Source organism: Streptomyces sp. NPDC020983, from assembly GCF_044333485.1.
Classification (GTDB): domain Bacteria; phylum Actinomycetota; class Actinomycetes; order Streptomycetales; family Streptomycetaceae; genus Actinacidiphila.
The window spans coordinates 489,138-512,014 of record NZ_JBIRRA010000003.1; the positions used below are offsets into that span (position 1 = coordinate 489,138).

General features: G+C 75.6%; 18 protein-coding genes. 4 read left to right on the plus strand and 14 right to left on the minus strand.

The window, feature by feature from the left end; all coding sequences use genetic code 11:
* Positions 1-6 precede the first annotated feature (6 nt).
* On the minus strand, positions 7-2,742 hold the full coding sequence (locus ACH4SE_RS08500; RefSeq protein ID WP_398542541.1) for a cellulose binding domain-containing protein: 2,736 nt from the start codon (positions 2,740-2,742) through the stop codon (positions 7-9).
* 731 nt (positions 2,743-3,473) lie between these two features.
* On the opposite strand from ACH4SE_RS08500, the gene ACH4SE_RS08505 reads away from it, so the two are divergent.
* Positions 3,474-4,196, plus strand: a complete 723-nt coding sequence (locus ACH4SE_RS08505) for a dienelactone hydrolase family protein (protein WP_398542542.1) — start codon at positions 3,474-3,476, stop codon at positions 4,194-4,196.
* Between the two features lie 689 nt (positions 4,197-4,885).
* Here ACH4SE_RS08505 and pheT read toward each other — a convergent pair.
* From pheT to infC, 7 genes are all read right to left on the minus strand, one after another.
* Positions 4,886-7,372: a phenylalanine--tRNA ligase subunit beta gene (pheT, locus tag ACH4SE_RS08510; protein WP_398542543.1), complete on the minus strand. Its 2,487-nt coding sequence runs from the start codon at positions 7,370-7,372 to the stop codon at positions 4,886-4,888.
* Positions 7,372-8,502, minus strand: coding sequence for a phenylalanine--tRNA ligase subunit alpha (pheS, locus tag ACH4SE_RS08515; RefSeq protein WP_398542544.1), 1,131 nt, complete (start codon positions 8,500-8,502; stop codon positions 7,372-7,374). Before pheS ends, pheT begins: the two co-directional genes overlap by 1 nt.
* A gap of 213 nt (positions 8,503-8,715) precedes the next feature.
* Entirely contained in the window at positions 8,716-9,912 is a 1,197-nt protein-coding gene (locus tag ACH4SE_RS08520) for an ATP-binding protein (RefSeq protein WP_398542545.1), read from the minus strand.
* A gap of 43 nt (positions 9,913-9,955) precedes the next feature.
* Positions 9,956-10,816: a TrmH family RNA methyltransferase gene (locus ACH4SE_RS08525; protein WP_398542546.1), complete on the minus strand. Its 861-nt coding sequence runs from the start codon at positions 10,814-10,816 to the stop codon at positions 9,956-9,958.
* A 132-nt stretch (positions 10,817-10,948) separates the two neighbouring features.
* On the minus strand, positions 10,949-11,332 hold the full coding sequence (gene rplT, locus ACH4SE_RS08530; protein WP_031515209.1) for a 50S ribosomal protein L20: 384 nt from the start codon (positions 11,330-11,332) through the stop codon (positions 10,949-10,951).
* Between the two features lie 99 nt (positions 11,333-11,431).
* On the minus strand, positions 11,432-11,626 hold the full coding sequence (gene rpmI / locus ACH4SE_RS08535; protein ID WP_031515208.1) for a 50S ribosomal protein L35: 195 nt from the start codon (positions 11,624-11,626) through the stop codon (positions 11,432-11,434).
* A gap of 115 nt (positions 11,627-11,741) precedes the next feature.
* Positions 11,742-12,392, minus strand: a complete 651-nt coding sequence (gene infC, locus ACH4SE_RS08540; protein WP_398542685.1) for a translation initiation factor IF-3 — start codon at positions 12,390-12,392, stop codon at positions 11,742-11,744.
* Positions 12,393-12,768: 376 nt separating this feature from the next.
* On the opposite strand from infC, the gene ACH4SE_RS08545 reads away from it, so the two are divergent.
* Positions 12,769-13,128, plus strand: coding sequence for a DUF1844 domain-containing protein (locus tag ACH4SE_RS08545; RefSeq protein ID WP_398542547.1), 360 nt, complete (start codon positions 12,769-12,771; stop codon positions 13,126-13,128).
* A 15-nt stretch (positions 13,129-13,143) separates the two neighbouring features.
* Here ACH4SE_RS08545 and ACH4SE_RS08550 read toward each other — a convergent pair whose 3' ends face one another.
* From ACH4SE_RS08550 to ACH4SE_RS08565, 4 genes are all read right to left on the minus strand, one after another.
* Positions 13,144-13,932 (minus strand): MIP family channel protein, encoded by a 789-nt coding sequence (locus ACH4SE_RS08550; protein WP_398542548.1) that lies wholly within the window; start codon positions 13,930-13,932, stop codon positions 13,144-13,146.
* 114 nt (positions 13,933-14,046) lie between these two features.
* Positions 14,047-14,787 carry an SseB family protein gene (locus ACH4SE_RS08555; protein ID WP_398542549.1) on the minus strand — a complete coding sequence of 247 codons (741 nt, stop codon included), beginning with the start codon at positions 14,785-14,787 and terminating at the stop codon, positions 14,047-14,049.
* Positions 14,788-14,902: 115 nt separating this feature from the next.
* Positions 14,903-16,144 (minus strand): type VII secretion-associated serine protease mycosin, encoded by a 1,242-nt coding sequence (gene mycP / locus ACH4SE_RS08560; protein WP_398542550.1) that lies wholly within the window; start codon positions 16,142-16,144, stop codon positions 14,903-14,905.
* Positions 16,141-17,106 carry a hypothetical protein gene (locus ACH4SE_RS08565; RefSeq protein ID WP_398542551.1) on the minus strand — a complete coding sequence of 322 codons (966 nt, stop codon included), beginning with the start codon at positions 17,104-17,106 and terminating at the stop codon, positions 16,141-16,143. Before ACH4SE_RS08565 ends, mycP begins: the two co-directional genes overlap by 4 nt.
* Positions 17,107-18,138: 1,032 nt before the next feature.
* Between ACH4SE_RS08565 and ACH4SE_RS08570 the strand changes: the two genes are divergently transcribed.
* Positions 18,139-19,344: an amino acid deaminase/aldolase gene (locus ACH4SE_RS08570; RefSeq protein WP_398542552.1), complete on the plus strand. Its 1,206-nt coding sequence runs from the start codon at positions 18,139-18,141 to the stop codon at positions 19,342-19,344.
* A gap of 57 nt (positions 19,345-19,401) precedes the next feature.
* Here the strand turns inward: ACH4SE_RS08570 and ACH4SE_RS08575 are convergent, their stop codons facing one another.
* Entirely contained in the window at positions 19,402-20,370 is a 969-nt protein-coding gene (locus tag ACH4SE_RS08575; RefSeq protein ID WP_398542553.1) for a DUF2510 domain-containing protein, read from the minus strand.
* A 111-nt stretch (positions 20,371-20,481) separates the two neighbouring features.
* On the minus strand, positions 20,482-21,426 hold the full coding sequence (locus ACH4SE_RS08580) for a LysR family transcriptional regulator (RefSeq protein ID WP_398542554.1): 945 nt from the start codon (positions 21,424-21,426) through the stop codon (positions 20,482-20,484).
* 305 nt (positions 21,427-21,731) lie between these two features.
* On the opposite strand from ACH4SE_RS08580, the gene ACH4SE_RS08585 reads away from it, so the two are divergent.
* The gene (locus tag ACH4SE_RS08585; protein ID WP_398542555.1) at positions 21,732-22,877 is read left to right on the plus strand and encodes a TDT family transporter; all 1,146 of its coding nucleotides are present in this window, start codon (positions 21,732-21,734) and stop codon (positions 22,875-22,877) included.

Sequence of the window (22,877 nt, forward strand, 5' to 3'; positions counted from 1 at the left end):
GCTCGTTCAGGCCTTGGTGCAGGCCTTGCCGTTGAGCGTGAAGGAGCCCGGTACCGCGGGGGCGCCGGGTGCCACGCCCGTGAAGCCGACCACGGCGTTGCCGCCGGCCGGGATCGACGTGCCCCAGCTGGGGGCGGTCACCGTCACGGCCGCGCCGCTCTGGGTGTAGTCGCCGCCCCACAGCGACGAGATCGTCTCGCCGGCCGTGAACGACCAGCCGAGCTTCCACGGGGCGACGGCCGTGCTGCCGGTGTTGGTCACCGTGACCGACGCCTGGAAGCCGCCGGGCCACTGGTTGGTGACCGCGTAGGCCACCGTGCACGAGCCGGCGGGTGCGCTGGTCGGCGGAGTGGTCGGAGGTGTGGTGGGCGGAGTCGTCGGAGGTGTCGTCGGCGGCGTGGTGGGCGGGGTGGTCGTCGTGGGCGGGGTCGTGACGCCCGAGGTGTCCGACGTGTCGCCGTAGATGATCCCGCGCCCGTTGGTCGCGATGTAGACGCGCCCGTAGACGCGCGGGTCGCCGGTGATCGCGGTGTTGGTCACGCCCCACTGGTGCTTGTCGTCGTTGATCCGCACCCAGTTCGCGCCGGCGTCGGTGGAGCGGAAGATGCCGCGCACCCCGCCGATCTTCGCGCTGGTGTAGAGCGCCTGGTAGGAGGCGCCGGGCGCGGCCTTGCCGAAGCCGATCGTGTCGGCCTCCTGCACGTTCGACAGCTTGGTGAAGGACGCCCCGGAGTTCGTCGAGTGCCACAGGCCGTAGGTGCTGCCGCTGCCCCCGACGACCCAGACGTCGCCCTCGGTGCCGGGCAGCGCCTTGAGGTGGGCGCTCTCGGTCGGCAGTCCGGTGGCGGCGGTCGCGGAGAAGGTCGCGCCGCCGTCCGTGCTGACGTAGAACTTGCCGCCGGACACCCCGTAGAACTTCTTCGGGTTCACCCGGTCGGAGCCGATCGCGGCTCCCGTCGGCAGTCCGGTGACGGCCTGCCAGGAGTTGCCGAAGCCGGTGGTGTGCTGCACGCCGACGCCGGAGCTCCACACGAAGCCGCTGCCGTCCGCCGCCGCCGCGATCGTGCCGCCGGTGGCACCGGAGGGGTCGGTGCCGGCGAACCAGTTGGCGCCGTTGTCGGTGGAGAAGGCGACGTGCGCGCCGGTGTCGGCGTTGCCGACGCGGGCGATGATGTTGGCGTTGGTGCCGGCGTAGTCCAGGCTCGTCGTCGTGGTCCAGTTCGGCTGCGTGAACATCATCGCCGGGACGGTGTCGAGGCTGGTGTGCCGGAAACCGCCCAGGTCACCGAGCGCGCTGATCAGCGGGGCGCCGGTGGGCGGGCTGATGAGGTCCTGGACCGAGGTCTCCTCCAGGCCCTTGGCGTTGGGCTTGACGGTGAACTTGGTGCCGGTGTCCCAGTTGGTGAGGTTGTCGGTGCCGTAGATCGTCGCGCCCGTGCCGTACCACATGCGGTTGGAGTTGAACGGGTCGATCTCCAGCGACTCCGTCATCCACCCGAGCTTGGGCGCCTCCTCCGGCGGCGCGGGGTTGCCGCCCCAGCTCAGCCACGGCGAGGACGAGATGTCCATCGTGTAGCGGTCGGCGCGGGTCGGGTAGCTGGGGGTGTCCCAGGCCCGGGTCCAGGTGGCGCCGTTGTCGGTGGAGCGGAATATCTGGGTGTCCGCCCACCAGGAGCTGTAGCCGGTGACCATCAGGGTGCCCGGGTGCTGCCGGTCCACGCTGAGGCCGCTGTAGCCGAAGTACGTGTCCGTGTCCGACATCGGACTGACGTTCGTCCAGGTGCCGGTGGCCGTCGCGTACCGCCACACCTGGCCCTTGGAGCCGTCGTACGGGCCGCCGGTGTCGCTGGTGGCGAGGTAGAGGTAGCCGTTGACGCTGTCCAGGACGCCCTTGTGCGCGATGTAGCCGGTGGGCTGCCCGGCGAGCCGGGACCAGGTGGCGCCGCCGTCGGTGGAGCGGTAGACGGTGTTGGCCTTGTCGGCCACGCCCACGTAGATGGTCTGCGTGGTGCTGCCCTTGGTGCCGGTGCGCGGGTCGAAGGTCACCCACACGTCGCCCTGGTTGTCGCTCTGGTAGCCGGTGCTGTCCGACGGGTCGGCCACGTAGGTGCCCGCGTTGGGGAAGGACGCGACCTTCGCCCACGTCACGCCGGAGTCCGTGCTGCGCCACAGGCCGTTGCCGCTGGGGGCGGCGAAGTACAGGACGCTGTCCTTGTTGGGGTCGATGGCCAGCCGCTCGCCCATGCCGCGGCCGGGCATGTTGCCGCCGAGCTTGAACGGCAGCGCCGTCGACTGCCACGTCGCCCCGCGGTCCGACGAGCGCAGGATCGCGCCGTTGTTGGGGTCCCAGGAGTTGGTGTACATCCCGACCGCCGCGTACACCTTGTCCGGCGCGAGCGCGTCGGTGGCGAGGCTGACCACACCGTTGCGGTTCCAGTCCGTCCAGCCGACCGAGTCCAGCAGGGGGATCCAGGACTTGGTCGACTCGTTCCACCGGTACGCGCCGCCGATGTCGGTACGGGCGTAGGCGAGGTTCTTCTCCGACTGGTTGAAGACGATGCCCGGCACAAAGCCGCCGCCCTCGATCTGGGCGTTCTTCCAGGTGTACGTGTCGGACACCGCGGCGGGCGCCGCTGCCGCGGCCGGTGAGCCGGTGGCGGCGACCGTCGCCGCCGCGACGGACACGGCACCGCCGATCAGGGAGAAGGCCGCGACGAGCGCGGCGAGGGGTCTGCGAAGCATGGGACGTCCTTGAGTGTGGGGGGCTGGACGACTCGGGGCAGCGCGATGCGTGGGAGCGCTCCCACGAGAGGTCCGATGATAGCGCTCGCATCCCCCGGGGAGAACCCCTCGGGAGCCACCCCCCGGGCCCCTCGGGGGCCGCCCCGCGCGGCGGTCGCGGAGCCCGCACGGCGGGCCGCCGGGGGCTGCCGACCCGGCCGTGGCGGACCGCGGCCGCCGCCCGTGGCCGGGCACGCGGGTGCCCGTGCCCTCCGGGCGGGTGCCACGCGACCCGACAAGCCCACCACCGCCCGGAAGGGGTTGCGCGCGCGGTTCCCCGCGCCCCCGCGCCCAACGGGCCGCACCGGTCAGCCGTCGCGGGACCGCCCCGTCACCGCGGCCGGGTGCGCGGGTAGGTGCCGCCTGACGCGCAACCAGCGGGCGCGGCCCGCCGTGCCCGCGAGCTGCGCGCAGGCGTCATGCCGGACCGGGCTAAGACCGCCGGAGACGATCTCGTCACGCGAAGGGGAGCCGGGGCCTCCGCCGGCACGTCGCTCCTGGGACGGCGACGGCGGACCGGCGGGCCCACCTCGCGCACCGCGGCCAGGGCAGGTGCTCCGGAACCGCCGCCGCGGGACAGGGGGCCGTGGCGGACTGCGGCCGCCGCCCCGTTGCGGAGGAGCATCCGTGCTGTTCAGCCCGCGGCGGAACGGCGGCCCGACCGGACCCGGCGACCACTACTGTCCCGTCGCATGACGACAACAACGCGCACGGTCGAGTACCCGGCGGACGGTCTGACGATGGTCGGGCACCTCGCGCTCCCGGCCGGAGCCGATCGCCGGCCCGCGGTGCTGCTCGGGCCGGAGGGCATGGGGCTCAGCGACGTCGAGCGCCGCCGGGCCGATGCTCTCGCCGAGCTGGGCTACGTGGCGCTGGCCTTCGACCTCCACGGCGGGCGCTATCTGGGTGACCCCGAGGAGATGCTGGCCCGTTGCCTGCCGCTGCTCGCCGACCCCGACCGGATGCGGGGCATCGGCCGTGCCGCGCTCGACGTGCTGCGCGCCGAGCCGCGGACGGATCCCGACCGGATCGCCGCCGTCGGCTACGGCACCGGGGGCGCCGTCGCGCTGGAACTCGGGCGTGACGGCGTCGACCTGCGCGCCATCGGGACGGTCAACGCGCTCACCACGGGCCGGCCGGGCGAAGCGGCGCGCATTCGCTGCCCGGTGTGGGCCGGGGTCGGGTCGGAGGACCCGATCATGCCGCCCGCGCAGCGGGACGCGTTCACAGCCGAGATGCAGGCCGCGGGCGTCGACTGGCGCCTCACGGTCTACGGCGGCGCCTTGCACGCCTTCCACCACCCGCCGGTCGACCACCCCGCGGTCCCCGGCGTCGGCTACCACCCACGGCACGCGCAGCGAGCCTGGCACGACGTCGTCGGCCTGCTCGCCGAGTGCCTGACCGAAACGGAGTGAGCCGGCCGGCAACCGCGCTCCCGGGCCGCGGACCAGGCCCGCGGACCGCCGCCGGTGCCGGTGGTCTCACCCCTTGCCGCGACCGGCGGCCGGTCCCGAAGGCGCGCCGGGTCGGTGCGCGGGCCCCGGTCTCCGCGCAGGCCGATGACGAGGTCGGCGTCGGGGGCCGGTTCGGCGTGCGGGTGGCCGAAGCCGATGACGCACGGCGTGGTCGGCGCCTGGGCGCCGAGGGCCCCAGGAGGGCCGGACAGCGCCGCGCCCCGCCGGCGTCGTGCCGGTACCGAAGGGGTGTGGCGCCGGGTGCGGCCGGACCGGGCATCACCGCTTCGCCGATCGACGGGCGGCCCCGCCCCGGGGAGCGAGGGCCGCACGCGTTCGGCGGTGGCCGGCCCACCGCCGCCCGCGGACCGGATCGGCCGCTGTCAGCGGCGCGATCCGGTCCCGCGTCGCATCCGTGATCCCTCGTCGGACGGACGCGCCGGGCCGGCGCGCCACGCTCAGAGAGACGCGCCCTAGGGCGTGTCCGCAAAGTCCCGCCTGGCACACGGCGCCTGGCACGCACGCTCGCCACGTTGTCGGGCTCGTCCGAGCAGGCCCACTACGAGGACGACCCTCCGCCTTGCGATCGCACGCACCAGACACCGTCTGCCCCGCCCTCCGGGCGGACGACGGGACTTTGCGGACACGCCCTAGGCCCCGCGCAGGGTCGCGCGGGTGCGGCTCGCCGCCGAGGCGACGGCGGCGTCGCGCGCGGCGGAGGCCTCCTCCGCCGTGAGCGTGCGGTCGGGCGCGCGGAAGCGCAGCGCGTAGGCGAGGGACTTGCGTCCCTCCCCGATCTGCGACCCGGTGAAGATGTCGAACAGCCGCACCGATTCGAGCAGGTCGCCCGCCCCGGCGCGCAGTGCCGCCTCCACCTCCGCCGCCGGGACGTCCGCGTCGACGACGAGCGCGACGTCCTGCGTGGCCACGGGGAAGGTCGACACGTGCGGCCCGGTGGCCGCCTCGCCGCCCGCCGCGACGACGAGGTCGAGGTCGATCTCCATCGCGCACGTCCGCTCGGGCACCCCGAAGGCCTTGGTCACCCGCGGGTGCAGTTCGCCCGCGTGGCCGACGGTCCGGCCGCCGGCGAGCAGCACCGCGCACCGTCCGGGGTGGAAGGGCGCGTACTGCCCCGCCCGTACGGTGAGCTGGACGCCCGCCTCGCGGGCGACGGTGCGGGCGGCCTCGATCGCGTCGGCCCAGGTGGCGGGCTGGGCCCCGCCCCACCAGCCGGCCTGCTCGCGGGCCCCGGCGAGCACGGCGCCGACGCGGCGCGGCTGGTCGGGCAGCGCGGCGACGAGCGCGGCGATCTCCTCGTCGGTGGGCCGCCGGTCGGCGGGCAGCCGCGGCGGGAGGACCTGCCGCTCGCCGGGCAGGAAGACCAGCCCGGTCTCGAAGAGGGCGATGTCGTGCGTGCCGCGCCCGTGGTTGCGGCGCAGGGTGGCGAGCAGCCCGGGCAGCAGCGTGGTGCGCAGCTGCGGCTCGGTGTCGTCGAGCGGGTTGGCGAGCCGGACCGTGCGGCGCCGGTCGTCGTCCGCGTCGAGGCCGAGCTGGTCGAGGACGTCGCTGCTGATGAAGGGGTAGCTGAGCGCCTCGACGTAGCCGGCGCCGGCGAGGGCGCGGCCGACGCGGCGGCGCAGCAGCTGGCCGGGGGTCAGACCGCGGCCGGCGGGCGGCTGCGGCAGGGTGGACGGGAGGTTCTCGTAGCCTTCGAGGCGGATGACCTCCTCGGCGAGGTCGTTGGGGTAGTTCAGGTCGGGCCGCCAGGACGGCACGGTGACCGTCAGCTCGTCGGAGCCGGTGACGTCGCAGCCGATCTCCTGGAGCCGCCGTACCACGGTCTCGCGGCCGTAGTCGGTGCCGGCGACCCTGTCGGGGTGGTCGGCGCGCATGGTGACGGTGCGCGGGCTCACGGGCACGGCGATCTCGGTGACGCCGGGGTCCGCGGTGCCGCCCGCGAGCAGCACCAGCAGGTCGACGGTGCGCTGGGCGGCGGCGGACGTGGTGAGCGGGTCGACGCCGCGTTCGTAGCGGCGGGACGCCTCGGAGCCGAGCTTGTGCCGGCGCGAGGTGCGGGCGATCGGGACGGGCGCGAAGTGCGCGGCCTCGACGAGGACGTCGACCGAGCCGCTGTCGGCGATCCCGCTGTCGGCGCCGCCCATGACGCCGGCCAGGCCGATGGGCCCGGAGTCGTCGGTGATGACCAGGTCCTCGGCGTCGAGGGTGCGCTCGGCGCCGTCGAGCGTGGTGATCTGCTCGCCGGGGGCGGCACGCCGGACGCCGATCGGGCCGCGCACGCGCGCGCGGTCGTAGACGTGCAGCGGCTGGCCCAGCTCGAACATCACGTAGTTGGGGATGTCGACGGTGAGGGAGATCGGGCGCATGCCGACCTTCTGCAGCCGGCGCTGGAGCCAGATGGGCGAGAGGGCCTCGGGGTCGATGCCGCTGACGGTGCGGGCGGTGAAGCGGTCGCAGCCCTCCGGGTCGGCGATCGTGACGGGGTAGCCCTCGCCGTTGTGCGCGGGCACGTCGATGAGCGCCGGGTCGCGCAGCGGCACCCCGTAGGCGATGGCGGCCTCGCGGGCGACGCCGCGCAGGGACAGGCAGTAGCCGCGGTCGGGGGTGACGGCGATGTCCAGCACCTCGTCGACGAGCTCCAGCAGCTCGATCGCGTCGGTGCCGGGCGCGGGCGCGCCGGGCGGCAGCACGATGATGCCGTCGTGGTCGTCGCCCATGCCCAGCTCGCGGGCGGAGCAGATCATGCCGTGCGAGACCTTGCCGTAGGTCTTGCGGGCGGCGATCTGGAAGTCGCCGGGCAGCACGCCGCCGGGCAGGATGACGACCACGCGGTCGCCGACGGCGAAGTTGCGGGCGCCGCACACGATCTCCTGCGGCTCGCCGGTGCCGTTGGCGTCGCCGACGTCGACGGTGCAGAAGCGGATCGGCTTCTTGAAGCCCTCCAGCTCCTCGATCGTCAGCACCTGGCCGACGACCAGCGGGCCCTTGATGCCCGCGCCGAGCTGCTCGACGGTCTCGACCTCGAGGCCGGCGGAAATGAGCTTGGCCTGGACGTCGCGGCCGGTGGCACCGGCGGGCAGGTCGACGTACTCCCGCAGCCAAGAAAGCGGGACCCGCATCAGATCTCCATCCCGAACGGGAGGGTGAAGCGCACGTCACCCTCGACGATGTCTCGCATGTCCTCGACGTTGTGGCGGAACATCAGCATCCGCTCGATGCCGAAGCCGAAGGCGAAGCCGCTGTACCTCTCCGGATCCACGCCGCACGCCACCAGCACCCTGGGGTTGACGACCCCGCAGCCGCCCAGCTCGATCCAGCCCTCGGAGGAGCAGGTGCGGCAGGGGCGGTCGGGGTTGCCCACGGACTCGCCGCGGCAGACGTAGCAGAGCATGTCCATCTCGGCGGACGGCTCGGTGAAGGGGAAGTGGTTGGGCCGCAGCCGGGTGATCATGCCCTCGCCGAACAGCGAGACGACCATGTGGTCGAGGGTGCCCTTGAGGTCGGCCATGGTCAGGCCCTCGTCCACCGCGAGCAGCTCGACCTGCGAGAAGACCGGGGTGTGGGTCGCGTCCAGCTCGTCGGAGCGGTAGACGCGGCCGGGTGCGATCACGTACACCGGCAGCTCGCGCTCCAGCAGGGCGCGGATCTGCACCGGTGAGGTGTGGGTGCGCAGGACCACGCCGGACTCTCCCCCAGAGCCTCCGCCGTCGGGTCCGGCGACGAAGAAGGTGTCCTGGGTCTCGCGGGCGGGGTGGTCGGGCGGGAAGTTCAGCGCGTCGAAGTTGAACCACTCGGACTCGACCTCGGGGCCTTCGGCGACCTCGTAGCCCATGGCCGTGAAGATGTCCTCGATGCGCTCGGAGAGCGTCGTGAGCGGGTGCCGGGCGCCGGCCGGGCGGCGGTCGTACGGCAGGGTGACGTCGACGGCCTCCTCGACGAGCACCCGGGCGTCGCGCTCGGCCTCCAGCTCGGCCTGCCGGGTGGCGAGCGCCTTGTTGACCGCGCCGCGGGCCTGGCCCACCCGCTTGCCCGCCTCGGCCTTGGCCTGCGGCGGAAGGGCTCCGATCTCCCGGTTGGCGAGCGCGAGCGGTGAGCCGCCGCCGGCATGCGCGGTCTTGGCGTGGGTGAGGGCTTCGAGGTCGCCGGCCGCCGCGATGGCGGCGAGCGCGTCGTCGCGCATCCGCTCGATCGCTTCCGGCTTGAGCGCCTCGACCTCGACAGGGTCGTACGACTTGTTCGGTGCCGACATCTCTTCCCGTTCCGAAGTGGACGATGGTGGTGGGCGGCGTGCGCGCCACTGCGCCCGCGGTGGCGTCGCGGTGGAGGCTCCGCCCGACCGGACACATGCCAGGGGACGAGTCTACTTGCGCCGCGGGGACCGGCTGTTTTCGGCCGCCGGAGCCGGCTGCGTCCGTGCGGGCCCGCAGCTCTGGTTGCGCCCGTCGCGGTGTCCCGGGGCCGCTCAGGCCATGTACGCGGGAGCCCCGACGGGCAGCGTAAATCGGAACTCGGCGCCGCCGCCCGCGGCCCGCCCGACCGTGATGGTGCCGCCGTGGGCCTCCACGATGCCCTTGACGATGTACAGCCCGAGGCCCGTGCCGCCGCGCTTGCTGCCCCGCCAGAAGCGGGTGAACACGCGACTCATGGACTCCTCCGGAATGCCGGGACCCTCGTCGCTCACCGTGACCGCGGTCGCGTCGCACCGCCGCTCGGTGAGTTCGCCCGGATGTGCGGGCGCCACGTCGATGGTGACCTCTCCCTCGCCGTGGCGCACCGCGTTTTCCAGCAGGTTGCCGAGCACCTGGTCGACCTTGTCGGGATCGGCCCACAGCTCGGGCAGCGGCCCGGCGACCCGTACGGTGAAGCGATCCTGCGGCTGGCCTGCGGCGATGTGCGCGTCGACGTGCCGGCGGACGGCGGCGGCGAGGTCGACCGGCTGGCGGCGTACCTCCAGCCGCCCGGAGTCGATCCGGGAGATGTCGAGCAGCTCGGCGATCAGCCGGGTGACGCGGTTGGCGTCGGCGTCGACGGTCTCCAGCATGAGCTTCTTCTGGTCGTCGGTGAAGCGCTCCCACTTGGCCAGCAGCGTCGCCGTGAAGCCCTTGACGGACGTCAGCGGGGAGCGCAGCTCGTGCGCGACGGTCGCGATCAGCTCGGCGTGGCTGCGTTCGGTGCGCCGCCGGGCCTCGGTGCCGCGCAGCGTGACCACGAGGCGCAGCACGGGTCCGGTGGGCCGCTCGCGCACGTACCGCGCGGCGACCAGCACCTCCCGGCCGCCGGGCAGCAGCAGGTTGCGCTCGGGCTGCCCGGTCCTGATCGCGAGGCCGCCGTACGGGTCGGTGAGCTGCCACCAGCGGCGGCCCTCGAGATCCTCCAGCGGCAGTGCCTGCTCCACCGGGCGGCCGAGCACGTCCTGCGGGCGCAGCCCGGTGATACGGGCGGCGGCGGCGTTGAAGCACACCACCCGGCCGGCGTGGTCGGCGACGAGCAGGCCGTCCGGCAGGTCGTCGGGGTGCGGGGCGTAGCCGTCGGCGGTGGAGCGGCACGGGTCGGGCCCGGGGCCGGCGGCGGGAGGTTCCTGGGCGGGCAGGACCGTGACCGCGCCGAGCGCAGCGTCCTCACGCGTGTGCGTTCCGTTGCCTCGCGCCGTGACACCCATCCGCGCCACCCCCCTTTCAGGGTCCCCCGGGCGAGCCACCCTACTAGGTGGACGTAACGCTGCGGCACCCTCCGGGCGCACGCTGCTCCCTTGCGGAGGCGTAGAGGCACACCGCGGCGGCGGTGGCGAGGTTGAGGCTCTCGGCGCGGCCGTGGATGGGGACGCGCACCACCTCGTCCGCGAGCGCCCGGGTCTCCTCCGGCAGGCCCCACGCCTCGTTGCCGAAGATCCAGGCGCTGGGCCCGCGCATCGTGCCCTCGTCCAGCTCCGCGTCCAGGTCCCGCTCCCCCGCGCCGTCCGCCGCCAGCACGCGTACGCCCGCGGCGCGCAGCCCGGCCACGGCGTCCGCGACCGGCACCCCGACGGCGACCGGCAGGTGGAAGAGGCTTCCGGCGGAGGCGCGTACCGCCTTGGGGTTGTACAGGTCGACGGAGGCGTCGGTGAGGACGACGGCGTCGGCGCCGGCCGCGTCGGCGCAGCGCAGCACGGTGCCGGCGTTGCCGGGGTCGCGGACGTGGGCCAGCACCGCGACCAGCCGCGGGCGGGCGTCCAGCACCGCGGCGAAGGGCGTGTCCAGGAAGCGGCACACGCCGACGACCCCCTGCGGGGTGACGGTGTCGGAGATCTCCGCCATCACCTCGGGGGTCGCGGTGAGCACGGGCGCGCCGGCCGCGCGGGCCGCGGCGACCAGGTCGGCGTGCCGCTCCGCGGCCTCGGGTGTGGCGTACAGCTCGACGAGGGTGCGTCCGGCGGGCCCCCCGGGGTGGGCGACCGCCTCGCGTACGGCCTGCGGGCCCTCGGCCAGGAACCGCCGCTCCTTGCCGCGGAAGCTGCGCCGGGCCAGCCGGTGCGCGGCGGTGACCCGGGCGGAGCGCAGCGAGGTCAGCTCGGGGGTGGTGCCCATCGGGGTGGCTGCTCCAGAGGTGGTACGGGAGGGCGTGCGGGGTGCGGGCGCGGGCCGGTCACGCGACGGGCCCGCGGGGGCGTTGCCGCCCGCGGGCCCGGGGTACTGCCGCGATGTCGCTCAGCGCGGGGGTCACGCCGCCTTGGGGGCGTTCACGTCCGCGGGCAGCGCCTTCTGGGCGACCTCGACCAGCGCCGCGAAGGCGTTGGCGTCGTTGACGGCCAGCTCGGCGAGGATCTTGCGGTCGACCTCGACGTTGGCGGCCTTCAGGCCCTGGATGAAGCGGTTGTAGGTGATGCCGTTCGCGCGGGCAGCGGCGTTGATGCGCTGGATCCACAGCTGGCGGAAGTCGCCCTTGCGCTTCTTGCGGTCGTTGTAGTTGTAGACCAGGGAGTGGGTGACCTGCTCCTTGGCCTTGCGGTACAGGCGCGAACGCTGACCGCGGTAGCCGCTGGCCTGCTCGAGGACCGCCCGGCGCTTCTTCTGGGCGTTGACTGCCCGCTTGACGCGTGCCACTTGATAACTCCTTCTAGGGGACCGCGGTATGCCCCACGCGGTCCGAAAGCGAATGGACTCCCGACCCGGGACGGCTGCGCCCCGGAGGGGGCACGGCCGTCACTTGCCGAGAAGCTTCTTGATCTTCTTGGCGTCCGGGGCGGCGACCTCGACGGTGCCCGTCAGGGCGCGGGTCTTGCTGGACGGCTTGTGCTCGAGCAGGTGGCGCTTGCCGGCGCGCTCGCGCAGCACCTTGCCGGAGCCGCTGATCTTGAAGCGCTTGCTCGCACCGCTGTGCGTCTTGTTCTTCGGCATGGCGCCGTAGTCTCCTCGTCGCTGGCCTCCCGTGCGCCGGTGGGCGCACGGAGAGCGTCAGTTCTGCATTAACCGACCCGGAGCCGCTGCTCCGGATGTTCTTCGTCCAGGCCGCTCAGCCGGCGTCCTGGGCCTGGGTCTCCTCGGCGGGCGTCTCCGCCTCGGCGGGCGTCTCCGCCTCGGCCGGGGCGTCGCCCTGGCGGACGGCCTTGCGGGCGGCCTGCGCCTCGCGGGCCTCGGCCATGGCCTCGGTCTTCTTCTTGTGCGGACCCAGGACCATGATCATGTTGCGGCCGTCCTGCTTCGGGTTCGACTCGACGAACCCGAGGTCCTGGACGTCCTCGGCGAGCCGCTGGAGCAGCCGGTAGCCCAGCTCCGGACGGGACTGCTCGCGCCCGCGGAACATGATCGTGATCTTGACCTTGTCGCCCTGCTTGAGGAACCGGACGACATGACCCTTCTTGGTGTCGTAGTCGTGCGGGTCGATCTTCGGCCGGAGCTTCATCTCCTTGATGACCGTGTGCGCCTGGTTCTTGCGCGCCTCACGGGCCTTCATGGCCGACTCGTACTTGAACTTCCCGTAGTCCATGAGCTTGCACACGGGCGGACGGGCGTTCGCCGCCACCTCGACCAGGTCGAGGTCGTACTCCTGCGCAAGCTCCAGGGCCTTGGCAAGCGGCACGATGCCGACCTGCTCGCCACTGGGACCGACAAGTCGCACCTCGGGAACGCGAATCCGGTCGTTGATGCGGGGCTCGGCGCTGATGGGGCCTCCTCGGTTGCACCACGCGGCTGACTGGCCGACAGCCGCGCTTGAGTCTGTCTTCGTATGGACCGACCCGCACCCCAGGCGTGGAAAACGCCCCGTACGGGACACAGGCGGGGCTCCTCACAACCGGGAGCACCGCCGCGTTTATTCCGCGGGGCGCATTCGGACGGTGCTCACCGGATGTACGCGACGTACTCGCGTACGGCCGGACCGCACCGTCTGACCGGGACCCGTCGGCCTCGCGGCCGACCAGGTGGGAGATCGGAGCCTCCACTTGGTGGTCGGGCACGCGTGCGCCCGACCGGTCGTCCCCTCAGCATACCAGCGCCGGGCCGAAGGCCGTAACCGGCCGGACGGGGCATATCGTGTCGGCATGAGCGACGCACCTGCCACCGCCCCCGACCCGTCCGACCAGCTCGCGCGCGACATCGCGGACGTGCCCGCCGTCGAGGTGATCACCACCGTCGCCGTGCACCTGATGAGCGCCGCGGCGGTGAACCTGGGCCTGGCCGAGGAGGGTGCGCAGCACAAGGACCTGGACGAGGCACGCAAGCTCATCCAGGCGCTGGCCGGTCTGGTCACCGCGAGCGCGGGCGAGATCAGCAGCTTCCACGCGGCGCCGCTGCGCGACGGGCTGAAGTCGCTCCAGCTGGCCTTCCGCGAGGCGTCGGTGGTGCCGGACGAGCCCGGACAGGGGCCCGGCGAGAAGTTCACCGGCCCCGTCTACGGCTGAGGTCCTGCGGCCGCGTCATCCGGCCTCGCCCTCGGCGCGCGCCGCCGTCTCCTCCTCGGCGGCCGCCGCCCGCGCGGCCCTCACCGCGGCGAACGCCGGGTGCGTGACCTCGTGCACCAGCGCGGCGAGCACGGCGCCGATCGGGGGCGCGACGATGAACAGCCACACCTGGCTGAGCGCCGGGCTGCCCGCGAAGAGCGCGGGTCCCAGGCTGCGGGCGGGGTTGACGCCCGTGCCCGTCAGCGGGATGCCGACGAGGTGGATCACGGCGAGCGCCATGCCGATGGGTAGCCCGTCGAAGCCGACCACCGCGATCCGGTGGGTGACCGCGAGCACCACGAAGACCAGCAGGAAGGTCAGGATCATCTCGGCCACGAAGGCGCCGAAGATGTTGATGCCGACCGCCGACCGGTAGCCGTAGCCGTTGGTGCCGAAGGCGCCGTGCGTCTGGAGCCCCGGTACCTGCTTGGCGACGAGCAGCAGGAGCGCCGCCCCCACGATCGCGCCCAGGAACTGCGCGACCCAGTACTCGACGGCGGTGCGCAGCGAGATGCGCCCGGCGACCAGCATGCCCAGCGTGACCGCCGGGTTGACGTGACTGCCGGAGATCGGCCCGACGGCGTAGGCGATGGCCAGCAGGACCAGCCCGAAGGCCAGGGCGATGCCCAGGGTGCCGATGTACTCGCCGGAGAGCACCGCCGCGCCCACCGCGAAGAAGACCAGCAGCAGCGTGCCGAGGAATTCGCAGGCGAACGCCCGCTGGTCCCCGGCCGTGCGGTTCTCGGTGATCGTTCGGATGTCCATCCGCGCCTCCACGACGACGGTGATCGATGTCCGCCCTCGTATTCTCGGCTTTACGGGTGAAAGCCACATCTCGGAGGAAGCAGGACATCGGCCGGCCGTACGGGCGGGCGGGCGTCAGCGGGTGAAGAGCGGCTCACCCGGGAGGGTGGCGTCCGGCGGCAGGAAGGCGAGGTCCAGGCCTCGCCGCAGCGCCGCGCGCAGCACCGGATCGGCGGCGAGCGCCCCCGCGAGCGCCTGGCCGGTCACGGCGGCGTCCGCGCCCGGGGCCAGCACCAGGCCGAGGGTGCCGTCGCTGTCCGCGCCCCGCGTGAGGTGTGCCCGGACGACACCGGGCTCGGCGGCCAGCGCGGCCCGCAGGGCGCCGCGCACCTCCGCGTCCGCCAGCGGGTCCGTCCCGCCCGGCCCGCGGGCCGCCGCCCGCAGCGCGGAGCCGTGCAGCGAGAACGGGACCGGGCCCGCGATGTCGATCAGCAGCGTGTCCGCGCCCTCATGGACGAGGGCCTGGAGCGCCTGCCCCAGCCGTACGGCGACGGGCCGGGCGTCCGGGCGCCACGCGGCGAGCGCGGCGGTGGAGGTGAAGGCGGGCACCGCACGGCGCCCGTTGCGGGCCTCGATGGTGGGCACCGCCATGTCGCTGGTCTTCTCCCGGCGCAGCCCGTCGGGCCCGGTCTCCACCTCGCCCAGCACCGCGACGACCGGCACCAGCAGCCGCGCGCCCTGCAGCGCCTCGACCACGGCGTCCTCCCGGTCGGGCTCGCGCTCGCCGTCCCAGGCGGCGAGCGCCGCGGCCAGCGCGGGCGCGGCGGAGCCGTCGTCGTCGGGAAAGCCGGGATCCGGGATGTTCTTGAGCTCCACCCACGCAGCCTATCCGTCACGATCCGCACCCCGGACGCGGCACCTGGCGCCGCGGCGGGACGCCCACGGGCCGCGGCGGGCCGCGCGGGCCTGCCCCGGCGCGGACCCTCTCCCGCTACCCCGCCCAGGTCCCCGCCGACCGCCCCGCCGTGTTCCGCGCTGCCGCGCGGCGGGGGCGGTACCAGAGGACGCCCGCGACGGCCACGAGCACCGCGCCCGCCGCCGCGAAGGCGGCGGCGACGCCGTTGCCGAGCACGCTCGACGCGGCGGCCGGCGCGGGCCGCCGGCCGGGGCCGGGGCCGAAGTAGCGCTGGGGGTAGGCCGCCGCGGTGGGGGCGGGCGGGGCGGGCTTCAGCTTCGCGGCGGCCGCGAGCGCGGCCGCCGGATCGATCTCCCCGGCGCCGAGTTCGTCGCTGCGCCCGCCCTCGGGCCTGTGCCGGGTGGTGCCCTCCAGCACCTGCCTGATCTGGAGCGGGCTCAGCCGGGGGTAGGCCGACCTGAGCAGGGCGACGGAGCCGGAGACGTACGCGGACGCCGCGCTCGTGCCCAGGCCGTCGTAGTACTTGCGGTCGGGGTCGGCCATGACGATGTCGTCGCCGGGGGCGGAGACCGCCGAGTACCAGCGGTGCGTGGAGAACTGCGGGTGGCGGCCCAGGTCGTTGACCGCGGTCACCGCTATGACGCCGGGGTAGGCCGCGGGGTAGGACGAGCGGTCCGCCTTGTCGCCGCTGTTGCCCGCCGAGGAGACCACGACGACGCCCTTGCCCAGCGCGTACTGGATCGCGTCCGCCTCGGCGGCGACCGGCGAGGCGGTGGCGCTGTCGTCGCCGAGCGAGAGGTTGATGACGTCGGCGCCGTGGTCGACGGCCCAGCGGATGCCCTCCGGCAGCGCGCTGCCGCGCGTCGAGCGCGCCTTGTCGCGCTGCGGGTCCTTCTCCTCCAGGATCACCCGCACGGGCAGGATCTTCGCCTGCGGGGCGATGCCGAGCACGCCCGAGCCGTTGCCGGGGCCGTGGCCGTGCCCGGCGATGATCGCGGCCATGCCCGTGCCGTGGTTGGCCCACGACTTGTCGCCGCGGGCGGCGCCGAAACCGATGAGGTCCTTGCCCGTGAGCACCTGGCCGGTGAGGTCGGGGTGGGTCGCGTCGACGCCGGTGTCGAGCACGGCCACGGTCACACCCGCGCCCTTCGTCGTGCGCCACGCCTGCTGCGCGTGCAGGGCGTCCAGCGCCCACTGGCGGTCGCGGATGCCGTCCGCCGCCGCGGGCGTGGTGCCGAGCGCGACGAGGGCCGCGGCCGCCGTGACGGCGGCGGCAGCCGCGGCGAGCCGCGGACGGCGGGGGGTGCGGCGGCTCATCGGCTGTGCTCCGTTCCCGCGGGAGTGGCCGGCGTGGTGCGGGCGTCCGGGTGCAGCTCGCGGTCGACGGCGGCCTTCAGCCCGCCGTCGATGGCCTTGGCCAGCCCCGTCGCGTCGAAGCCGAGGCCGACCTGCGCGGCCGCGGTCGTCGCACCCGCCGCCGTGGCCGCCGACGCGGGCTGCGGCTGCGGGACGGCCCGGCCGTCGGCGAAGCCGCTGACCGCGTAGACGACGAAGGGCAGCGCCGTCGACACCCGTACGTCCCAGCTGCCGCGCTGGGCGGTGCCGAAGCGCGCGGCGGCCGTTCCCGGGAAGGCCACCGGACGCGGTATCAGGTCGGTGCGGCCGCCGAGGTGTTCGGCCGTCCAGCGCCTGCCGAGCGCGCTCATGCCGGCCGCGTCGCCCGCCGTGACCAGGACGCCGACCGTCGTCACGGTCGTGGACGTGCTGTCGGCGTAGGTGGCGCGCAGCAGCTTCGCGCAGCCGGTGGGTGCGAGCACGCGGTCCAGCAGCGGGTCGAAGGCGCCGGCGCAGCCGCCGGGCGCGGCGACGCCGATACGCGTCCAGGTCCGGTCCGCGCCGCCGGGGCCCGCGCCCTTGCCGTGCACGACCGGGGGGAAGAGCGTGTCCACGGGGGCGTCCCGCCACACCAGCCGCGCCTGCGCGAACTCCGCGGCGCTGCCCGGCGCCGCGGCCGGCGCCGCCTGCGGCCCCCGGTCCAGCACCGCCCCGGCGACGGCCCCGCCGATCAGCCCGAGTCCGAGCACGAGGCACACGGCGATGGCGAGGTGCCGCCGCGTGGCCGCGACGGGACGGACCCCCGCGGGCGGCGGCGCGTACGCCGGCACGGGCGCGACGTCCCCGCCCCACGTCCCCCCGGGCGGCACGGCCACCCGCCCGTCCCCGCCGTGCGGGAACTGCGGCGGTACGTACACCGGCCGCTGCGGGGCGCTCGGCGGCACCGGCGGAGCCTGCGGCGGTACGGCCGGAGCGGGCGGGACCCGCACCCCCGGCTCCCCCGCGGAGCCGGGAGCCGCTGCCCCCTCCGGCGGCAGCGGGCGCGCGGCCTGCGGCGGTACGCCGGGGGCCGCCGGCGTGGCCCCCCGCGCGTCCTCCGGGCGGCCCACAGGCACCGGCGGAGCCTGCGGCGGTACGGCGGGGGCGGGCGGGACCCGCGTCCCCGGCTCCCCCGCGGAGGCCGGACGGGCAGGCGGAGCCGCGGCGTCGCCCGGCCCCTGCGGCGGCGCCGGACGCGGCGGCACACCGGCCGGCCCCTCGGGGGCGGACGCGTGCGGGCGCGGGGCGGCCGGCGGCCTGGGCGGCGTCACGGGGACGGCCCCCGGGCGCGCGGGCGGCGGGGCGGCCGGGCGGGGCGGGTGCGGTGGGTGCGGTGGGTCGGGGAGGCGGGTCTCCGGGTTCGGCGGCGGCGGGACGGGGCGGCCCCGCCGGGGACCGGGCGCCGCGGCGTCCGTCACCGTGTCCGGCGCACCCGGCAGCCGGGTCGCGGAGTCGGGCGGCGGCGGAACGGGCCGCCCGCCCGGGGCGGAGGGGCGCGGCTCCGCGGGCGGCGGCTCCGGCGCGGGCGCAGGCGACGGCGACGGCGACGGCGACGGCGAACGTCCCACCGCACCGGCCTGCGGCGGGACGGCGCCCTCACCGGCCTCCGGCCGCGCACCCTCCGCCGGGGCGGGGCGCGCCGCGGGCGCGTCCGGCGCAGCGGGCCCACCGGGTGCCCCCGCGGGGCGCGCGGGCGTACCCTCCGGGGCGGGGTCGTGACGGTGGGTGGCCGGCTGCGGGGAGCGGGGGTGGAGGGTGGGGAAGGGAGATACCGGGGGTTCTCCGCTGTCCACTCCGGTGCTCACCCGGCGCCCCCTCGTGACCTCTGCGTGCTCGGCTTGCGCGCGTCACTTTACGGGGTCGCGGGGGCCCGCGGCTCCCGCCGCCGCGGACGCGGGGCCTACCGCTGGGTAGGGCCGCTCTGGCAAGCTGCGGCCATGTCAGAGCACGCCGCCGCGGACCGCGCCCGCTACGACCGGGCCACCGCGCACCTCGACGCCCCGCTCGCCCTCGTCGACCTCGCGGCCTTCGACGCCAACGCGGCCGACCTCGCGCGCCGCGCGGGCGGCAAGCCGATCCGCGTGGCCACCAAGTCGGTGCGCTGCCGCGCCCTCCTGGAGCGCGTGCTCGCGCACGACGGCTTCAGCGGCCTGATGTCGTTCACGCTCGCCGAGTCGCTGTGGCTGGCGCGCGCGGGTTTCACCGACGTGCTGCTGGCGTATCCGTCGGCGGACCGCGCGGGGTACGCGGAACTGGCCGCGGACCCCAAACTCGCCGCCGCGGTGACGGTGATGGTCGACGACGTCGCGCAGCTCGACCTGATCGACGCCGCCCGCGGTACCGGCGGCGAGACCGTCCGGGTGTGCCTGGAGCTGGACACCAGCCTGCGCAAGCTGGGCGGGCGGCTGCGGATCGGCGCCCTGCGCTCGTCCCTGCACGATCCGGAGCCGCTCGCGGAGCTGGCGCGCGCGGTCGTGGAACGGCCGGGCTTCCGGCTGGTGGGCCTGATGGCGTACGAGGGGCACATAGCGGGGGTGGGCGACACGCTGCGCGGACGCCCGGCGCGGTCGCTGGCGATACGGCTGATGCAGGCCGCGGCGCGCAAGGAGCTGGCGGCGCGGCGTGCGGAGGCGGTGCGTGCGGTACGGGCGGTGGAGCCGGGCCTGGAGTTCGTCAACGGCGGCGGCACGGGCAGCGTGCAGCACACCGCGGCGGAGCCCGCGGTGACGGAGATCGCGGCGGGCTCGGGCCTGTACGTGCCGCGGCTCTTCGACAACTACACGTCCTTCCGGGGGCGTCCGGCGGCCCTGTTCGCACAGCCGGTGGTGCGCCGCCCGGGCGTGGGCGTGGTGACGGTGCTGGGCGGCGGCTACCCGGCGTCCGGCGCGCCGGGCCGCGACCGGCTGCCGGAGCCGTACCTGCCGGCGGGCCTGCGCTACGACCCGCAGGAGGGCGCGGGCGAGGTGCAGACCCCGCTGCTGGGCTCGCCCGCGGACGACCTGCTGATCGGCGACAAGGTGTGGTTCCGGCACGCGAAGGCGGGCGAGCTGTGCGAGCGGTTCGCGCAGCTGCACCTGCTGGAGGGCGACGCGGTGACGGCGGTGGTGCCGACGTACCGCGGTGAGGGCAAGACGTTCCTGTGAAGCCCGCGGGCCCGCCCCCGGCGCGGGGGCGGGCCCGTGGGCGTACGGCCGCGGGCGTCAGACGCCCGTGCCGCCGGACGTGCCGCTGCCGTGGCTGGTGTCGGTCCTGATGCCCTGGACGATCTTGTCCATGTCGGCGAGCGTCGGCGCCTTGGGCGTGACGTCGAAGCCGAAGCGGACCACGACCAGCTGCTTCGTGGTCGGCGACGCGAAGACCACCGACTCGACGTACCCCTGGGTGCCGGACTGCGTGACGACCTTCCACCGCACCAGGTAGCCCTGCTGCCCGGCGACGGTCACCGCGCCGGCCTTGAGCTGCTGGTGCGAGGTCGTCGCTCCGTAGGTGTCCTTGCCGTAGGCGGCCGCGGCGTTCGCGGCGATGTCCTGCTCGGCCGCGGCCTTCGGCGTCGTCGCGGTGATCCCGGCGAGGGCTGCGGGCTGCGCGGAGACGCCGCCGAGCGAGCAGGTGCCGCCCTGGGTGCCGGGGCAGTCGTACTCCCCGACGGTCGCCTGCGCACCCGCGTCACCGGACTGGCCCTGCCAGCCGTCGAGCACGGGCAGGCTGATCGCGTCGGCGCCGTCGACCACCTTCGTCGGGTCGCCGGTGCCGCTGCCCCCGTCGCTCCCGCCGGTGCTGCCGCCGCCGTCGCCGCCGCGGTCGGACGGCAGCGGGTGCGGCAGCTTGCCGGTGGACCGGCTGGGCTTGGGCGAGCCCTTCGCGTCGCCCTTGCCGTTGTCGTCCTTGCCGAGCACCAGGATGCCGGCGACGACGGCGCCTATCAGGACGAGCGCGGCGACCAGGGCGATCACCACCGTCCCGGTGCGCCTGCCGGTGTCCGGCGGGGGCGTGCCGTAGCCGTAGCCTGCCTGCGGGGAGCCCGGATAGGCCGGCGGCGCGGTGGGCGGGACCGGGGCGGTCCTGGTGTACTCGGTCCACGCCGAGCCGTCCCACCAGCGTTCCATCGCCGGGCTGTTGCCTGTGTGCCCGGGTTCTGGATACCAGCCGGGCGGGGTCGAGGTCGTCACGGCGGTCACCTTATGGCCCGAGCATGAGAATCCCGTAAGTGGTCGCCACCCTGCATACCGCGCCGCCCGTGCCGCGCGCCAGAGCGCGTCCCCGCAAGACGCGCGGGGGCGCTACCGGCGCGGGGCGGGCCGCCGGGTGAGGGCGAGCAGGTCGCGCGCGGGACCGGCGGGGCGGTGGCCCGCGGGCCACACCGCGCGCAGCGCCCGGCGCAGGTCGAGCCCGGCGACCGGTACGGCGGCCAGCCGGTGCGCGGCCAGCTCGTCGGCGACGGCCAGCTCGCTCAGCACGGCGGGGCCCGCCCCGCCGACCGCCGCGGACTTCACGGCGGTGGTCGAGGCGAGTTCGAGCAGCGCGGCGGCCGGTCCGCCGTGCCCGTCGAGCGCCGCGTCCAGCACCTGCCGGGTGCCCGAGCCCTCCTCGCGCAGCAGCAGCGGGGTCGCGGCGAGTTCGGCCGCGGGCAGCGGACGGCGGCGGGCGGCCCAGCGGTGGCCCGGCGCGACGACGACCAGCAGCCGGTCGTGGCCCACGACGGCCGCGTCCAGCCCGGCGGGCACGTCCAGTCCCTCGACGAACCCGAGGTCCGCCTCCCCCGCGGCCACCTGCCGGGCGACGGCCACCGAGTTGCCCGCCGCGAGCGACACGGCCGTGCCCGGGTGCCGTACGTGCAGCGCGGTCAGCCACCCGGGCAGCAGGTACTCGGCGACGGTCAGGCTGGCGGCGACCCGCAGCCGCGAGTCACGCCGCCCGCGCAGCGCCCGCGCCCCCGCGTCGAAGTCCTCGGCGGCCTCCAGCACCCGCCGCGCCCATTCGGTGACCACGGCCCCTTGCTCGGTGAGCCGCGAACCGCCCGCCGAGCGCCGTACGAGCCCCACCCCCACCTGCCGCTCCAGCGCCCGCATCCGCGCACTCGCCGCGGGCTGGCTGATCCCCAGTTCCCGCGCCGCCCGCCCCAGACTCCCCAGCCGCGCGACGGCCACCAGCAGCTCCATGGCCGCCAGATCCGGCACCCGCCGCGCCAGGGCCCCCCGCCCCTCGGGGCCGTCACTGCCGGTCATGGCCCCAGCGTATGCCCGCGTGCGGCCGCCCCGGCGCCCGCACGGGCGACGCGGCACGGGCAACGCGGCACGGGCGACGGCGAACGGGCGGTCCGGGGGCTGCGGGCCCGGCGCCGCGCGGGGGGGCTCCCGGGCCGGGGACGGACAACCGCCAGGACACGGCACCCGCCCGCAGACGGACGGCCGGTCCGGTGAGGGCGCAGCCCCCACAGGGCCGACCGCCCCCGGCCCCCATAAGCGCCGCTTATGGCCCGATAGCCCCGAGGGTGCTACCCGCCCCCCGCGCCCGCGGCCACCGTGGACTCATGGTCATCCCAGCCCTCCGTCCCCCGGTCCTCCGCCCCCGCCCCACCGCTCCTCCCCTCCCCCGCGGGGGGACGCGGCACGTCGGGCCCAACTGGTACGCCGGTGTGATGGGCACCGCCGTCGTCGGCACCGCGGGCGCGGGTCTGCCCGGCAGCCCGGCGGCGCTGCGGGACGCCTGCACGGCGGTGTGGGTCCTCGCGGCCGCCGCCCTCGTCGCGGTGCTCGCGGCACGCGCCGCGCACTGGACGCGCCACCGGGACGAGGCGCTGCGGCACCTCGCGGACCCCGCGGTCGCGCCGTTCCACGGCTGCCAGCCGATGGCGCTGCTGGCGGTCGGTGCGGGTGCGCTGTCGCTGGGGCCGCGGGTGGCCGGCGAGCGCGCGGCGGTCGCGGCCGGCTGGACGCTGTGGACGGCGGGCACCGTGAGCGGGCTGGTGGTCGCGGTCGCGGTGCCGTACCTGATGGTGACGCGGCACCGGATCGCGGCGGACGGCGCCTCGCCGGTGTGGCTCCTGCCGCTGGTGGCGCCGATGGTCTCGGCCGCGCTCGGGCCGGCGCTGGTGCCGCATCTGGGCGGGGCCCAGGCCCGCGAGGCGCTGCTGCTGGGGTGCGTGGCGCTGTTCGGGCTGAGTCTGCTGGCGACCCTGATGACGCTGCCCCTGGTATGGGGCAGGCTGCTGCGGTACGGGCCGCTGCCGGTCGCGCTGACGCCGCTGCTCTTCCTGGTACTGGGCCCGCTGGGCCAGTCGACGACCGCGGTGGGCGCGTTCGCGGACGCGGGCCCCGTGGCGGTGGGGGCGCCGTACGCGGCGGCGCTGCGCGGCTTCGCGGTCCTCTACGGGGTGCCGGTCATGGGCTTCGCGCTGCTGTGGCTGGCGCTCTCGGCCGCGCTGGTGGTGCGGGCGGCACGGCGCGGGATGCGCTTCTCGCTGACCTGGTGGGCCTTCACCTTTCCCGTCGGCACGTGCGTGACGGGTGCCTCCGGCCTGGCCCGGCACACGGGGCTGCACGCGGCGGCGTGGCTGGCGGCGGGCCTGTACGTGCTGCTGGCCGCGGGGTGGGCGGCGGCGGCCGGCGGCACCCTGCGCGGCCTGGTGACGGGCGCGCTCCCGGCGCCCGCGGCGGGGTCCACCGTGACCGCCTGA